A 15,095-nucleotide genomic window follows, 5' to 3' on the forward strand; every position below is an offset into this window, starting at 1 on the left:
GAAGTAACATCCACGTGGTTGACAGGCGAAGAGCAGTTGACATTTATGCGCTTCAATGCTTTATTAGTTCTAAACTTATGAATTGTATCATGTCTTGCAGGAGGATTTAGTCATGACCAGAATTTTCGTGACGGAGGCCGTCATGCTGGCCATTTACGGTCAGCTGTTAGTACCACCTAAACCCGTCGAGTACATCATTCCGTACACTACCATTTTGGAATTATATGAGCTTCATACCACCGAGGAACATCTCATGAATAGCAGTGCTGATGACCAGCACGTCAAGATAAAGATTGGCGAATTGATTTCCTATTTTGAAGAACCACTGAACAAAAAGAAAATCGAGCGCGCGCTGCAGGTGCCTTGGTCCAAGAGCCCCACCATTCCCGTTAGTGAAACTACCCGGGTCTCGGTCATGAATACCATGGACACCGCACCCTATGGGGAATCCTTCGATCCTGTGGAAACCGAGCTGCTGCTGGCATCCCAAAGAGCCGCGGCTCCCATACTGACCGATCAATACGAATTGATTCAGCGTATCGTCGAAAGCGCTCTTCCCGTTCAGGTCTATGATATCGACGATTTTGATTTTGCATTGGAGGTCCCGCTGTCCGGGCAGCCATAATGATCCTATGTACACACCTTCGCATGGCAAAAGGAGTCCCTCCCCGGTTTGAATGGGGCAGGGACTCCTCATGTTGACCGAAAAAAATTCCCCGTGCGGGGAATTTAAGGCGTACAAACTGCCACCACTAAACGAGCCTCAGCTGTTCTTTTTTATCTTGTCCAGCAAGCGGACCGTGATCTCATCCATAACGGGCAATGCTTGAAAATCAAAATATTTAAGAGATACTTCCGTATTAGGGGACAAATGAATGGCACTGTGCAGGCCGGTTGCCGCATACACACCTATCACATAATACACTTCATCTCCACCTATTTGCTTCTTCATATACTCCGGACCCGACACAAGGTCCAAGAGTCGCATATCATCCGCTGTCTGGCCGCTCTCCTCCCACAGCTCTCTGGACGCTGTGTCTTCAAGAGCTTCGCCGGGCTTCAGGTTTCCGAGTGGAAGTCCCCACTCGTCCTTGTTCTGCCGCTTCAGGAGCAGAATCTCTCCGTTATCGTTCAGCACAAGCACCGCCGCTTTCACACGGACCACCGAGCGTTTGCCGATGTATTGGCGAATATCGCGGTGATATACGCTCATCTTGGGAACCTCCTTTCCCTAGATGGCGCTGCAGTCTCACATAGGGTTAATTCACTGCGCCCTCTTCTTCATAAATATACGAAATGTCATCCAAGGATTCCTCATACTTCACGCGTAGCGTATATCCCTCCAAATACCACAAATCCTGTTCTTCCATAAAAAATGTTACCTCTTCGGAATGCTCCGTCAGTCCCGCTTCTCTTGGTTCTTCTACCGAAATACCGAGCGAAAATCCGGGATGGAGACCGCCGCCTGAGCTATATCGTGGAAAGAAGCGAACGAACGTGCCTGACTGAAGATCAAGTTCCTTCTTGTACCAACGTGCCGCCTGGTCGCTGACTTGAATTTGCATGTGTCGTACACCCTCCTTAGACGTCATATTATGTTGACCCCTATCTTTTTTGAGACCGGAGATCTTAGGGACGGTATCTTATAAATAGTTGCAATATTATCATAACGCATACGCACGTTAGGATACAAATCATTTTGATAATAAAATAGTGACATAAGGTTCTATCCTACCTTCACTATCGAATATCTTGCTATGATCCTGAAAAATAAGTTTGACACATTCCAGTTCATGGTGATAAAATTCAGTCCATACGAGATCGATTTGAATAAATTGTAAATTTACGAAGAAAGGGTGAGTGACATGTTTAAACTGTTTGCGATGGATCAAGATCATCTGGATCATCATTTCCTACAATTAAATATGGATCGACTCCCCAATGGTGCTGTCTCATCATCATCAAGCCTCGTTCATTCGTTGCCAGAATGATCAGAACGAAGCAGCTAACCGTTGCGCGGAAGTCATGATCGCCGTGCGAATGATAAGTTCAAAATTAATGAAGCATATCGTCCGTCGTCGGATGATGTGCTTTTTTTGGTTTTTAGGATGATATGATGCCGGAACGACCTACGAAAGGAAGGGATAATGTGTTTGCCGTACTTAAAAATTTAGGCTGGTTTTTCAAGCAAGAGAAAAAGCGTTACTTGATCGGCCTTGCGCTTCTCATCTTTTGCGGACTGGTTGAGCTGCTGCCGCCGCTTCTGCTCGGAAACGCCATTGACGATATCGTCAGCAGTTCCATAACGTGGGCGTCCCTCGTCCAATATCTGCTCATGATTCTCGGCATCGTTGCTGTCGTTTATTGTGCCACTTACATATGGATGCACCGTTTGTTCGGAGGAGCGAACCTCGTGGAACGCCTGCTCCGTACCCGGTACATGAACCATTTGCTGCGGATGCTTCCGCCGTTTTTCGAGCGTAACCGTACAGGAGATCTCATGGCAAAAGCTACGAATGACCTTCGCTCCGTGGCAGCAACTGCTGGCTTCGGGATGCTCGTCATGACCGACTCCACCATATACTTGATTGTCGTTCTGTTCGCCATGGGCTTCATTGTCAGCTGGAAGCTGACATTGGCAGCCATTCTGCCCATGCCGATCATAGCCATTGGTATGGTCATCTACGGAAGAGCCATCCATAAACGCTACACGCTGGCGCAGGATGCCTTCGGTGACATGAACGACCAGGTTCTGGAGTCCGTAGCTGGTGTGCGTGTTGTCCGCGCTTATGTACAGGAACGCGCCGATCAGCAGCGCTTCCAGGACATTACGGATGATGTATATCGTAAAAACCTGGCGGTAGCCAAAGTGGACGCCCTATTCGAACCAACCATCAATTTCTCCATCGGTCTCAGTTACGTCATCGGTTTAGCCTACGGTGTGTATCTGGTGTTCCAGAATCAAATCACGCTCGGAGATCTCGTATCGTTCAACATGTACCTCGGGATGATGATTTGGCCGATGTTTGCCATCGGGGAATTGATCAACATTATGCAGCGCGGAAACGCATCCCTGGATCGGGTCAACGAAACTTTAAAGACCCCGCCAGATGTTACCGACGCCGCGAACCCTGCAGATGTGGAGGTTCCGGATACGATTCAATTTAAAGATGTCACGTTCCGTTACCCAACCTCTACAATTGATAATTTGAAACATATTAATTTTACGCTGCAAAAAGGCCAGACGCTCGGCGTCGTAGGACGCACGGGCAGCGGCAAATCGACGCTGCTGAAGCAGCTTCTCCATGAGTACCCTACCGGAACCGGCGAAATCCTCATTTCCGATATACCAATGGAGAAACTGGCGACTGACCGGCTCCATGGCTGGATCGGGTATGTGCCGCAGGAGCAGATTTTGTTCTCCAAGACGGTGCGTCAGAACATCCAATTCGGCAAAAAGGATGCCAGCGACGAATTGATCATGGAGGCCATTACGACCGCTGCGTTTGACCGCGATCTGGTCACCCTGTCCGATGGGCTTGATACCCTTGTAGGCGAAAAAGGTGTGGCGTTGTCCGGTGGGCAAAAACAAAGGGTCTCACTGGCCCGAGCTTTTATCGGCGACCCTGAAATCTTAATATTGGACGACTCCTTGTCCGCTGTAGACGCCCGGACGGAAGCCAGAATCATCGATAATATCCGGAGCAAACGCGCCGGCAAGACGACCCTGATCTCCACGCATCGACTCTCAGCCGTTCAGCATGCCGATATCATCGTGGTGCTGGAGGACGGTCGAATCACGGAGCAAGGAACCCATGATGAACTGCTGGAGCTCGGTGGGTGGTACCGTGAGCAATTCGAACGCCAGCAGGTAGAAAACAATCTGACCTCGGAGGAGGTGTCTTAATTGACTCCAACCGATACGACCATATCGAATGAATCCGGCATTGCCAAACGACTGTTCCGTTATGCCTTAACAGCCAAGGGCACCTTCATCGCCGCCTTGATTCTGCTGGCCATCGGCGTTGCCGCAGAGCTTGCAGGTCCCTTCATCGCAAAAACGATGATTGACGAGCATATCCTGGGCATCGAACGGCCTTATTATGAGACGACGCAGGCTCAAGATGCCGCATCCTATAACGGGACTTATTATAAACGCGAGGATCGCTTTCTTGAAGGCGAGACGCGAGGACAGGAAGTACGTCTCGTTCAGGCTGGCCGCAGCTTTTACTTCATTAACGAGCCGGTAGCCCGAACCGAAGGAAACCGCTCCTTTCAGGACGGTGTCATGACAATTTCCTACGCCTCAGAGGAGATGCAGTATCCGGCTGTTAAATTGACCAAGGAACAGCTGTTTGAATTTTATAAACCCGAACTTCCCAACATATATAAGCTGGTCGGCCTGTTCCTGATCTGCCTGTTGATCTCCATGATTACAGTATTCGGCAGAACCTACTGGCTGCAATCGGCAGCCAATCGGGTCATTCAGAAGCTGCGTACCGATGTGTACGCCCATATTCAGCGGCTGCCCGTCAATTTCTTTGATGATTTACCGGCGGGCAAAGTCGTTTCCCGGGTAACCAATGATACCGAAGCGGTAAAGGACCTGTTCGTTGCGGTATTATCCAACTTCAGCTCCGGCGCCGTGTATATCACGGGTGTCTACGTCGCATTGTTCCTTCTGGATGTACGACTGGGCTTGATCAGTTTGTTTGTTATTCCGATGTTGATTGTATGGACCATTCTGTACCGTAAATTTGCAACCAAATACAATACCGTCATCCGCTCCCGTCTGAGCGAGATCAATGCCATCATTAATGAATCCATTCAAGGTATGGCCATCATTCGTGTATTCCGCCGCCAAAAAGCGACCCAGGACGAGTTCGAGGCGCTGAATGCGGATTATATGGCTCATCAGAACAAAATGCTCAATCTGAACTCCTTCACCACGCACAATCTGGTGAATGTTCTACGTAACGTTTCCTTTGTAGTCGTACTCTGGTATTTCGGTTCTGCTTCATTAAATGGTGCCGGCATCGTCTCGATCGGCGTCCTCTACGCCTTCGTTGATCTGCTTGGCCGCATGTTCCAGCCGATAACGGGCATGGTTAACCAGCTGGCAGCGCTCGATACCTCCATCGTCTCCGCCAAACGGGTGTTTGAGCTGATGGATGAAACAGGCGAGAAAGTAACGGATGGCAGCATGCCGCGGTATTTAGGAAATGTAGAATTTCAGAACGTGTCGTTTGCGTACAAGAAGGACTATGTCCTTAAGAACATTTCTTTTGAAGCGAAGCAAGGCCAAACCGTGGCGCTTGTAGGTCATACCGGCTCCGGCAAAAGCTCCATCATCAATCTGCTGTTCCGCTTCTATGACCCGCAGAAAGGCACGATTACCATTGATGGCCAGCCCGTTACCGATATTCCAAAGCAATGGCTCCGCAAGCATATGGGGATTGTACTGCAAGACCCGTACCTGTTCACAGGCACCATTGCTTCGAATGTCAGCCTGGGTGACCCGAGCATTACACGGGAACAAGTGGAGCAGGCGCTGCGCGACGTAGGGGCTGATCGGCTGCTCGCTCATCTTCCGCAAGGCTTCGATGAGCCAGTACTGGAGAAAGGCAGCACACTCTCTGCCGGACAACGACAGTTAATCTCTTTTGCCCGGGCTCTTGCGTTCAATCCGGCCATACTGATTCTCGATGAAGCCACCGCTAACATTGATACGGAGACGGAAGCCTTAATCCAGGAAGCTCTGGAGGTACTGAAGCGAGGGCGCACGACCTTTATCATTGCCCACCGCTTATCCACGATCCGCAGCGCCGATCAGATTCTGGTCCTTCACCGCGGCGAAATTGTGGAACAGGGTTCCCATGACGAGCTGATGGCCCTGGGCGGAAGATACTTTAAAATGTATCAACTCCAGCAAGGCAGCACGGCTCCGATTGCAGAGAGTAAGGAGACGGTACTTGCCTCCAACAGTAAAATGGCTGGTGGTCATGTATAAACCAAGTTAGAAGAGTTTTTTCTTGCGAAATCAGGAAGACCCAGGCTTCGAAGTTTATACCTACAGATATCAATAAAAGAAGGCTGTCCCCTGTCGAATGTTACATTCGCTTGGGAACAGCCTTCTTTATTGCATTGTATGCTGGCGGTACATTACAAGAATTACTTTGCCGGATGATCAAGAGTAGCTTCTGCTTTGACCGTGATTTTGGTGTACTTGGAAGGCACGAGCACGTCATCTGAAGATTTGGAGATGACTTGCGGGTACATTTTGTCCGGATCGGGTTGAAGAACTTTGTAGTAGATCACGGCTTCGGTATCGCTAACATAGTCGACCGACGTAATTTTAATGCCATACCCCGGATTCGGTAGGTCTTCCTTGGTTACCGTGATTTTATTCTGCGCATCATCCACCTTAACGACGCTTGTACTTACATCCGGTTCAGATTGTCCCGGCTTCTCGGGTATCATGTTCTTCTGATGCTCCTCAATAAATTGAGTGGAATTGTACGCAAGCTCTGCCGCTTCAATACGGGTTAAACTCTTGGCGGGATGGAACTTGGCGTTGGCGTCGAGCTCAGCGATCTTGGTTAACAGCAGGAACTGCACCGCTCCCCGGCTCTCCTCTTTCATCAAATCCTCGTCGGCCACATGCAGATACATCATGACCACGGGATAATTCCCGGTCTTCTGAATCGCTTCCGAGAGCAATGTCGCGAACCCTTCTCGGGTTATCGGTTCATTCCATTTCATGTCTGCGGATACGGACAATCCGTTCTGAGCCGCTATATTCACAGCATCCGCGAACCAGGCATCCTTCGGCACACTGTCAAACGAACGGCCCGTATAGTTCGGCTGTACCTTCAGGTCGGCGACATTCACAATCATCTGCACCGCTTGGGCGGTCGTTATTGTTTTGGCCGGAGCGAATTTATCGGCACTAATCCCTTGGATAATTCCTTTCGCTTGCAGCTCCTTCACCATTTGTAGTGGCTGCTCCTCTTGAATATCGTTGAAAGCAGAGGCGGCGCCGGCACCGAGCAATGACGAAGTGACAAGCATTGCCGTTAACAATTTCGTAGTTTTTTTCATAATTACACCTCCTAATCTATCTGACGCAGAGGTGCTGGAATATGTTTCATCTCAGCCCTAATTTCTTTTATACGCTTTTTTCGCTGTCCAGGCCAAGCTTCACATACATTTCGCGAGAATAGCCCTGCAGCTTTTGCTCTAACGCTTGAGCCTGGTCCTTAAATGCGGTCAGCTCCCGAATCATTCGGGAACGGCCAGCCGGACTGAACGTCTCATGAATCCGTTCTTTGAAATAATCATGAACGATGTAGTTACGCTGCTTCCAGACTTCTTTTAATTGAAGTGTTTCTTCTTCGGAGAATGGAAAGTAATGCTGGATCTCGTGTACCAGTTGGCCCAGAGAGCTGCTTAATTTCCGATGATATAGTTGGGTGAAATCTTCTTCTGAAGGCACATTCCCTTGGGAAAGCTTGATCAGCATCAACAGATTCGCGAGCTGCTGCTCAAGCGCCTGTGAATAATACACCGCTAATCCGAAATAGGCAAACAGCTCTTTGGAGTGGTCACTATCCATCAGTCGAGATTGTTTCATGGTATCCTCCTCTAGTATTGGCTGTCTTTACCGTTTCTATTTGTGTATATCCCTATGGTAAAGGAAGATTCCTCCTACTTCAACCTACTTTTCGGATTATGGTTGCCGCATCCTTACGACAGGCCGTCCATAGATAAACCGCCAGCAAAATAAAGCTGTATATGAACGTGTACGCAATCGTCATGAATAACACGAACTGGGAACGCTCGTCAGCATGAATGAACATGTCAATCATAACAGAGACAGGTGGCAGAACATAAGGAATCAATCTCAGATAAACAAGTTCATCCTGAACGATAGATTGCCCGGCTAAGGAAATAACGATAACGATTAACAGCCATCCTGCCGCTCTTCCCTGATTCTCCATAAAGCCAAACTGAAAAAATACGGACAGAGAAATCCCAAGCAAGGACAATGCCACATGTCCCAGATAACCCAATGCAAACTGGGATAATGTAATCGGCTTATCAAACATTCCAAATACGATTGGACAAAGGACGGCAAATAAACTGAACAGGATAGATAGAAGCGTTACGGTTACATATTGGGCGGCATAATATCGTATGGCCTTCCCGCTGTGAACGATCAGGAGCATCGTTTGACGCCCTTGATCATGATTGAGAAAGTTCAAACCTAGCCAAGCTGAGCCAACAAACAGAAATGCAGCCGTTACGGCATAACTGTCCATGATCGGATTGGGCCGGTAGGAGTATATAAACACCACCGATATCAATATGAAGGCAATCGGAGCGAAATATCGATAGGATCTCGTGTAACTAGCAAGCATGTAACGAATCAATGACCCCATTATGCTCCCTCCCCTTCATTTGATTGACCAGAGGTTGGGTACACTTGCTTTGCCATCTCTCCGCTCCAGGGTTCCAGCCGTATCAGCGAACCACCTGACTGTAAAATATCCAGCAGCATATTATCCGCGACTTGCCGCGACACGACCATCGATGCAGGGTTACCTCTCGAAATCCAATAGTGAAACCCTGAACGGCGTTCCAGTTCCAGCATTTTGTCCTGAGAAACACGCGTGAATTCCAGCTTCATCCGTCCCATCTCCGAACCGGCTTCCAGCGTTCCGTCCCGTTCGATCCGCCCCTGGCGGAGCTGCGTTACCCGGTCAGCCAGCGAAGCAATAAGCAGCGGCTCGTGAACGGACATCACAATAGCTGTCCCTTGTCTTTTGATTTCACTTAGAATGCCAATCATCTCCATTTGAGAAGCCTCGTCCAGTCCCGACAGAGGCTCATCCAGAACCAATAGATCGGGCTGACGAAGCAGGGCCTGCATGATGTTGACTTTTTGCAGCATCCCCTTGGAGCATAGGGTCATCTTCATGTCCTGCAGCTGAAACACATTCAGCATCGCACCAATTCGATTCTCGGCTTCTTGCTTGTTCATACCCTGAATGGCGGCCATATGGCGCAAGTATTCAGAAGGACGAAATCGAAGCGCAGGGAATCGCTCCGGAACATATCCGACGCGAAGGGAGGTTTCATACTCGACCCGGGACCCTCCCGATGGATTAGCAAGTCCGGCTATTACATGCAGCAGGGTGCTCTTTCCAGCGCCGTTGCTTCCTGTAATAGCAACACACTCGGCTCGGGAAATGCACCAGGTAATGTTATGTAAGATTGCAAATTTACCGAAACGCTTGTGTACTCTGTTCAATTCCAGCAGCTCTTGCAAACATTTCAACTCCTGTTCACTTATTCTGGTGTTATATGTATTGTAGAGCTATTTTACCTGAAAGCACAACACTTCAAGCTTCATGGACAAAGGTGCCGTTACCTCACATGACACGAAAATCCAGCGTTTATTCCGGTCACGAGACCATTATCAAAAAAAACATCGGAGGTCACGGGCAGGAAGATAAAATAAAGCAAAGGCGGCCTAATGGCCGCCTTCACCTAGTTAATCATTCCTTCTTAACGTTCACCTTGGTCATAACCCTTTTCTGATTGACCCAATCCATTTACGCTGTCATCATCGCAGCCGTTGACCTGCCAATTCAAATGATTCAATCTCTCACGATCCGACAAAAGCGGTTAGCGCCGCGCCTATGGCCCCCTCTTCGGCATGACGCGATACATGAACGGGGAGCCCAAAGTCCCTTAACCTGCCATTGCTGACCTTTGGCTCACATGAGTCACATTGCCTCAGCCGCTAATTATTCTGCTTATTCTCCAGATCTTCGATATTCTTATCGCCTTCATTCTTGTAATCGTCATAAACCTGGTTTCCATTTTTAGTGACTTCGTCATATAAACGTCTCCCTGTATCACGAGCATAATTCCATGCGAAATTCTTACGATTAGTAACCTGCATCCAGATCTCACCGTGAGGGATATCATTTCCGTATTTAGTTTCTAGAACCCGAAGGGCTGCTAGCAGATTATCATATTCTTTGTTCGCTAGAATTTGCATATCCATTTCTGTAGTATTGATAGCTCCCTGCTTCCGTATGACTTGTGTATTTGCCTCTCCTTCTCCTTTTATTTGCCACGTCTTCCACTCGCCGAGTAATTTAATATACGCTTTATTGAGATAATTTTTTAGTGATTCGTCATTATTTACATAAGTGAACTCTCCACCTCCAGATGAAGCAACTTGTCGAAGCAATTTCTGTCCTTCGTTATCCACATCAAAGCCAATAATATTTACAACGGTCTTCACTTTGGATTGGTTGAGTTCTTTGGCAATCTGTACTGGATTACCTCCACATGTTTCAATTCCATCACTTACCACATATACGATCGAATCGGTTGTCTCAGGATCTATATCTTGTTTTACAGATTTCAGAGCATTTGCAATGGGTGTCCATCCAGCTGGTTTCACGCTTTGAAGCGCCGTTTTTATTTGATCTGTCTGGTTACCTGGGCCATGAAATATTTCTTCTGTACTGTTGCATGATACTTGTTTATCTTTCTGACTTCCAGTTCCTTTATGTCCATATACCCGCAAAGATACTTCTGCATTTTCAGGTAATTTATCTGCGAAAATCTGTATAGCTTCTTTGGCAGAGTCCATTTTTGATTTGCCATTGATCTGCGCTTTCATGCTGCCACTGGCATCAAGTAGGATCGAAATGTGTAATTTCCTACTTGCGGGTAATGTGATGTTGCCATCAGGTCGCTCAATATCCACTTTAACTTCTGTGTCATATTCTTTGAATGTGGTTATATAAGAGCTATAATCTTCACCCAATAGAAGGAGAAGTTCTTCAGTATATTGATCAGCAGTCAAGTCATTGGGTAATTGATCCACAGCTTCCTTAACTTTCTGTTCATCATAATTGGAACCGGCAAAACGTCCTGGTGGTTTCATTAATGTTTCTTCATCGGTCAAGGAAGTCTGAGGTTCACTTTGATTAGAGTCCGGTGGACTCTGAATTTCTGAGCTGGGTTCATTTTGATCTGAACCTGATGGGGTTTGAATGTTTGAAGGACTCTTTTCTGGTTCATTACTTTGCGTAGAATCTGATGAATCAGGAATTTTTAAAGCATTCTTATCTGTTTCATTACTGCAACCTGCAAGGAATAAGATTAACATAATAAAAATGAAGATAGATCTTCGAAACATCAACTCACCTCTAATTAATCATCTTCTGATACATAAACAAATTATTATCCACCCGGAGTTCATTGGCGGTCATGATGAACGGCTCCGCTTTGGGCTCGTGCAGCTGTATTTTAGAAAATATAGAAACCGCCATCTCGTATTCGTACTTCCCTCCTTAATCTAAATGTTATAACTGGTGAGAGCAAAATTTGGCGGGAAGTTAGGTTATGACCAATAGCTGATGCGCCCGATTCCCAAGTATCTTTCCAAAATCATACACTACAATCCAGTCATTAAACACCTAATAATGGATAATCAAATAAACATTAGACTTTCTTCCTATAACCATTGAACCATGAAGAGGGCCCACCGGGTCTTATAGTAAATGAAGTGTTGAACTTTATCATGATATTCAAGATTCTTGATCGTAATTTATAAAATCTTGATACTTCGTAATTAAATGCCGAATAGCCCGGTGCAACAACACTTGATATCGTTTAGATGGTTAACCGTTTAAACAAGAACTTAATATCAGTTTTGCAATCCTCAGCACCTGTATAGAGCGTCTGCAAAGCCTCGATTTTGACAAAGATGAGTACACTTCGATAGCAAAAACAGATTGAAAAAGCAAAAACAGCTCGTTCATCTGACGATGAACGAGCTGTTTTTGCTCCCCTACTACACTGCGGATTTGCCTTACCAAAATCAATATCTGAGCATAGCCACGAACTTTTACGAATTCCAAAGTAACCGGTTTCCTGCGCCAACATCCACTTGAACATGTCTTTAGTGGACTTTGATAACGTCGAGCTACTGTAGAAGTTGATCCAGAGCCACTTAGGGCAGTGGCTTCACAGATTATTAAACCTTATTTAATATTAATGAAGGTGAAGAAGTCCTTTTCCCTCTAATCGCTCATTTCATTCAGATATTTTTCAAACACAATCGTACCTGCACCAATGATGCCCGCATGTTCTCCAAGCTCTGAGGGCTGCAGCACCATCTGATTATGGAAGCTGGACGAGCTTCTGTTAAAGGATGTTTCATTAACATGATTGTAGAAATCCGGGTAACGATTAGCCAGTACTCCGCCAAGGATGATGGTTTCCGGTGTAAGCAGATTTATCATATTGGCCAGGGATATACCGACATAACATGCCGATTCATGCAGGATATTGGCAGCTAGTGGATCTCCAGCCAGCCCGGCATGGATTACATCGACTACATCCAGATTCTGATTCTCACCATTTAGATAAGAACTAAGAGAACTTTCAGTCCCACGTCCTATCTCCTCACACACTCTACGGACGATGGCAATCCCCGACGCCATTGCTTCAAGGCAGCCGTCATTACCGCAAGTGCAGCGCGGACCGTTGATATCTATCGTACAATGCCCGATCTCACCGGCTCCAAAGGGGAAACCCTGATATATTTTCTGATTGATGATCAGGCCGCTCCCAATCCCGATATCCGCATCCACGTACACCAGATTGTTGAAATGGCGACCGTTTCCATACCATAGCTCACCGAGTGCCATTACGTTAGCGTCCTTCTCTACATGGGTTGGGAGCTCCGTATTCTCCTCGATTAGTTCCTTTAAACGTACTTGATGCAGACCGGGTAAGTTGGGCGGAGACAGAATTTTGCCTTGAAACGGATCGAGCGGTCCGGGAGCCCCTACGCCGATGCCGATAATTTCGGACTCCAGGCCTGACTTGTCCAGTACAGCTTGTATCGTGGATATAATAATATTCACTACACTGCCGCGATTGGCGCTATCTTCAAAGGAGCAATGTTTCGTGAACAACATGTCTCCCTGCAAATTAATGACCGCTGCCCGCACGGAGGCTGCGGTAATATGGACGCCGACCGAATACTTATCGGCGGGATTCAACGAGATGAGCTTGGGCTTCCTGCCACGGCTAGAGTCATCATATAACCCGGCTTCAATGATCAATCGCTCCTTCATCAGCTCTTCCACCAGATTGTTAACCGCTGTAAACGTTAAGTCCATCTTGGCTGCGATTTCCGCTTTCGTTAAACTGCCATAATCGCGAAGCAGCCCGATAATGCCGATACGATTCATATTTCGGACATACCGATTGTTTTTTCCAACTGAATTATTCATGTTACAACCTCATTCTTTACCATTCATTATACTTACCTTCCTCGCACATCTATCATAGGGGAAAATACGAAGTTAGTAAAATTCCTCCAGTTGATCTCGTGGAGAAAAGTCAGTTCACCGAACCTGAAGACACTCAACTTACAACTAAAAAGCCTAATTTCCCGCTTCGGAAATCAGGCTTTGTTATATCGTACTACGATAGTTAACTTACATGTGCTTTAGCATTTCGCGGCATGCGTCGGCACATTTCCGGCACGCGTCGGCACATTGTTTGCAGTGCTCGTGATCATGCTTCCCGCATTCTTCCGCACAAGCCAGGCATGCCTTGATGCATAGTTCGCAAATTTCCTTAACGTAAGGACTTTTCCGTGACATGGCTTGAGCCGCAAACGCGCATATATCGGCACACTCTCTGTCAAGCGTTATACAATCGCGAAGCATGGCCAGTTCGTATTCTTTCAGACAGGATACATAGCATACATTGCAAGCGTTCATACATTGGAGACATGCTTCAATACATTCTTTATATTTGAGTTCATTTAACATTGGGTAGATCCTCCTTGTAGTTATTACGCTATGCCTTTGTATTAAACTTTGAACTGCCCTCTGAATCAAACATGGGCCAGAAAGACCCCAGTAGAATTGCCCAAAAATGATCAGGCAAGTCTGTGACTTATGCCCGACTTATCTTCCCTTCCAGCATTTCAAGCTGCTCTCGCAGCAGCGACTTCTGGAAGTGCTCCCCGATAAATACCACCACATCCGGTACTTGACCCTGAGGCGTAATTTTCATAAAATCGGATTCCCGGAAGGCGTACTGAAATAGAAACCGGCTGTTGGTATCATTGAAGGTGAGGATGCCTTTAGCCCGGTACACATCCCTTGGCAGCCCAGCTATGAATCGCTCGAATTCCACACTGTTTACCGCATGGCTGAAATAGTAGGTGTAGGACATCACATGATCATGAGAATCGTGAGCATGACCATGCTCGTGGTCGTCGGCATGGTCACGATTGTGCGCATGTTCATGGCTGTTGGCGTGCTCTTGCTTGTATGTATGTTCATGGACATCCCTGTTCTCTAGACCATGTACATGCGAATGCTCATTCTGTCCATGTGAACCGCTCTGCAGCAGATCTTCAAAATTCAAGTCGCAGCGTACCGCAGGGATAATCGGAGCATACGGGTTCCAACGCTCAAGCAGCTGCTCAATCGTCTCTTTGTCCTGATCGTTCACCAGATCCATCTTATTGAGGACGAGCGCCGAGGCGGCGCGAATCTGCTCCTGCATCAAGCGATAGGTCTTCCCCTTCTGCTCTATATTCAAATGCAGCAGATGCGCGGCATCCACGACGGTGATCAGCTTTTTCACATCGATTCTCATGTATAAAGAAGCTTCTGCCGCTGCGTCCAGGATTTCCATCGGATTGGCGATCCCCGTCGCTTCAATGACGATGACATCTGGCTGTTCCCGCTGGATCAGCATCGCAATTTCAGATGATAAATCGGATCGAATGGTACAACAAATACAGCCACTTAGCATCTCTGCCGTTGGTACCTCTTCACCGGCGACAAGCCCTTCAATGTTGACCTCGCCGATTTCGTTCATGACAATGGCCGGCCGCAAGCCCTGCTGCTTGAAGCAGGTAATGAGACGGCTAAGCAATGTCGTTTTTCCACTGCCAAGAAAACCTGATAAAATATAAATGGGTGTTACATGCTCCACGTTCCATACTCCTTTGCGTGCATCATGATTATGCTAGC

The 15,095-nt window shown here is 47.2% G+C and carries 15 protein-coding genes; 4 read left to right on the forward strand and 11 right to left on the reverse strand.

What is annotated here, in order from left to right:
* Positions 1-112 precede the first annotated feature (112 nt).
* Positions 113-625, forward strand: coding sequence for an ADP-heptose synthase (locus tag ACOZB4_RS10420; RefSeq protein ID WP_098746891.1), 513 nt, complete (start codon positions 113-115; stop codon positions 623-625).
* A 138-nt stretch (positions 626-763) separates the two neighbouring features.
* Here the strand turns inward: ACOZB4_RS10420 and ACOZB4_RS10425 are convergent, their stop codons facing one another.
* Complete coding sequence (locus ACOZB4_RS10425; RefSeq protein ID WP_076322128.1) at positions 764-1,213, reverse strand: NUDIX domain-containing protein; 450 nt, start codon at positions 1,211-1,213, stop codon at positions 764-766.
* A 46-nt stretch (positions 1,214-1,259) separates the two neighbouring features.
* Complete coding sequence (locus tag ACOZB4_RS10430; RefSeq protein WP_076322129.1) at positions 1,260-1,565, reverse strand: HesB/YadR/YfhF family protein; 306 nt, start codon at positions 1,563-1,565, stop codon at positions 1,260-1,262.
* Positions 1,566-2,149: 584 nt separating this feature from the next.
* On the opposite strand from ACOZB4_RS10430, the gene ACOZB4_RS10435 reads away from it, so the two are divergent.
* Together ACOZB4_RS10435 and ACOZB4_RS10440 are read left to right on the forward strand one after the other, a co-directional pair.
* A complete protein-coding gene (locus ACOZB4_RS10435; protein ID WP_379404852.1) occupies positions 2,150-3,907 on the forward strand; it encodes an ABC transporter ATP-binding protein in 1,758 nt (585 codons plus the stop codon).
* Positions 3,908-6,010: an ABC transporter ATP-binding protein gene (locus tag ACOZB4_RS10440; RefSeq protein WP_339290788.1), complete on the forward strand. Its 2,103-nt coding sequence runs from the start codon at positions 3,908-3,910 to the stop codon at positions 6,008-6,010.
* 161 nt (positions 6,011-6,171) lie between these two features.
* On the opposite strand, the gene ACOZB4_RS10445 is transcribed toward ACOZB4_RS10440, so the two are convergent.
* The 6 genes from ACOZB4_RS10445 to ACOZB4_RS10470 form a co-directional block, all read right to left on the reverse strand.
* Complete coding sequence (locus ACOZB4_RS10445) at positions 6,172-7,101, reverse strand: protease complex subunit PrcB family protein (protein WP_379404589.1); 930 nt, start codon at positions 7,099-7,101, stop codon at positions 6,172-6,174.
* 67 nt (positions 7,102-7,168) lie between these two features.
* Positions 7,169-7,633 carry a hypothetical protein gene (locus tag ACOZB4_RS10450; RefSeq protein ID WP_076324908.1) on the reverse strand — a complete coding sequence of 155 codons (465 nt, stop codon included), beginning with the start codon at positions 7,631-7,633 and terminating at the stop codon, positions 7,169-7,171.
* 79 nt (positions 7,634-7,712) lie between these two features.
* On the reverse strand, positions 7,713-8,441 hold the full coding sequence (locus ACOZB4_RS10455; protein ID WP_379404591.1) for a hypothetical protein: 729 nt from the start codon (positions 8,439-8,441) through the stop codon (positions 7,713-7,715).
* Positions 8,441-9,331: an ABC transporter ATP-binding protein gene (locus tag ACOZB4_RS10460; protein WP_379404593.1), complete on the reverse strand. Its 891-nt coding sequence runs from the start codon at positions 9,329-9,331 to the stop codon at positions 8,441-8,443. Before ACOZB4_RS10460 ends, ACOZB4_RS10455 begins: the two co-directional genes overlap by 1 nt.
* Before the next feature lie 477 nt (positions 9,332-9,808).
* The gene (locus ACOZB4_RS10465) at positions 9,809-11,194 is read right to left on the reverse strand and encodes a vWA domain-containing protein (protein WP_379404595.1); all 1,386 of its coding nucleotides are present in this window, start codon (positions 11,192-11,194) and stop codon (positions 9,809-9,811) included.
* A 40-nt stretch (positions 11,195-11,234) separates the two neighbouring features.
* Positions 11,235-11,357, reverse strand: a complete 123-nt coding sequence (locus ACOZB4_RS10470) for a hypothetical protein (RefSeq protein WP_422759537.1) — start codon at positions 11,355-11,357, stop codon at positions 11,235-11,237.
* A gap of 465 nt (positions 11,358-11,822) precedes the next feature.
* On the opposite strand from ACOZB4_RS10470, the gene ACOZB4_RS10475 reads away from it, so the two are divergent.
* Positions 11,823-11,981 carry a hypothetical protein gene (locus tag ACOZB4_RS10475; protein ID WP_379404597.1) on the forward strand — a complete coding sequence of 53 codons (159 nt, stop codon included), beginning with the start codon at positions 11,823-11,825 and terminating at the stop codon, positions 11,979-11,981.
* Positions 11,982-12,110: 129 nt separating this feature from the next.
* Here the strand turns inward: ACOZB4_RS10475 and ACOZB4_RS10480 are convergent, their stop codons facing one another.
* The 3 genes from ACOZB4_RS10480 to ACOZB4_RS10490 all read right to left on the reverse strand — a co-directional run bounded on the left by ACOZB4_RS10480 (position 12,111) and on the right by ACOZB4_RS10490 (position 15,057).
* Entirely contained in the window at positions 12,111-13,331 is a 1,221-nt protein-coding gene (locus ACOZB4_RS10480; RefSeq protein ID WP_379404599.1) for an ROK family protein, read from the reverse strand.
* 207 nt (positions 13,332-13,538) lie between these two features.
* Positions 13,539-13,877, reverse strand: a complete 339-nt coding sequence (locus ACOZB4_RS10485; protein WP_076324913.1) for a four-helix bundle copper-binding protein — start codon at positions 13,875-13,877, stop codon at positions 13,539-13,541.
* Positions 13,878-14,004: 127 nt separating this feature from the next.
* Complete coding sequence (locus ACOZB4_RS10490; RefSeq protein WP_379404602.1) at positions 14,005-15,057, reverse strand: CobW family GTP-binding protein; 1,053 nt, start codon at positions 15,055-15,057, stop codon at positions 14,005-14,007.
* Between the last annotated feature and the right edge of the window lie 38 nt (positions 15,058-15,095).

It is taken from the genome of Paenibacillus sp. NPDC058898 (assembly GCF_049316025.1).
Classification (GTDB): domain Bacteria; phylum Bacillota; class Bacilli; order Paenibacillales; family Paenibacillaceae; genus Paenibacillus_AQ.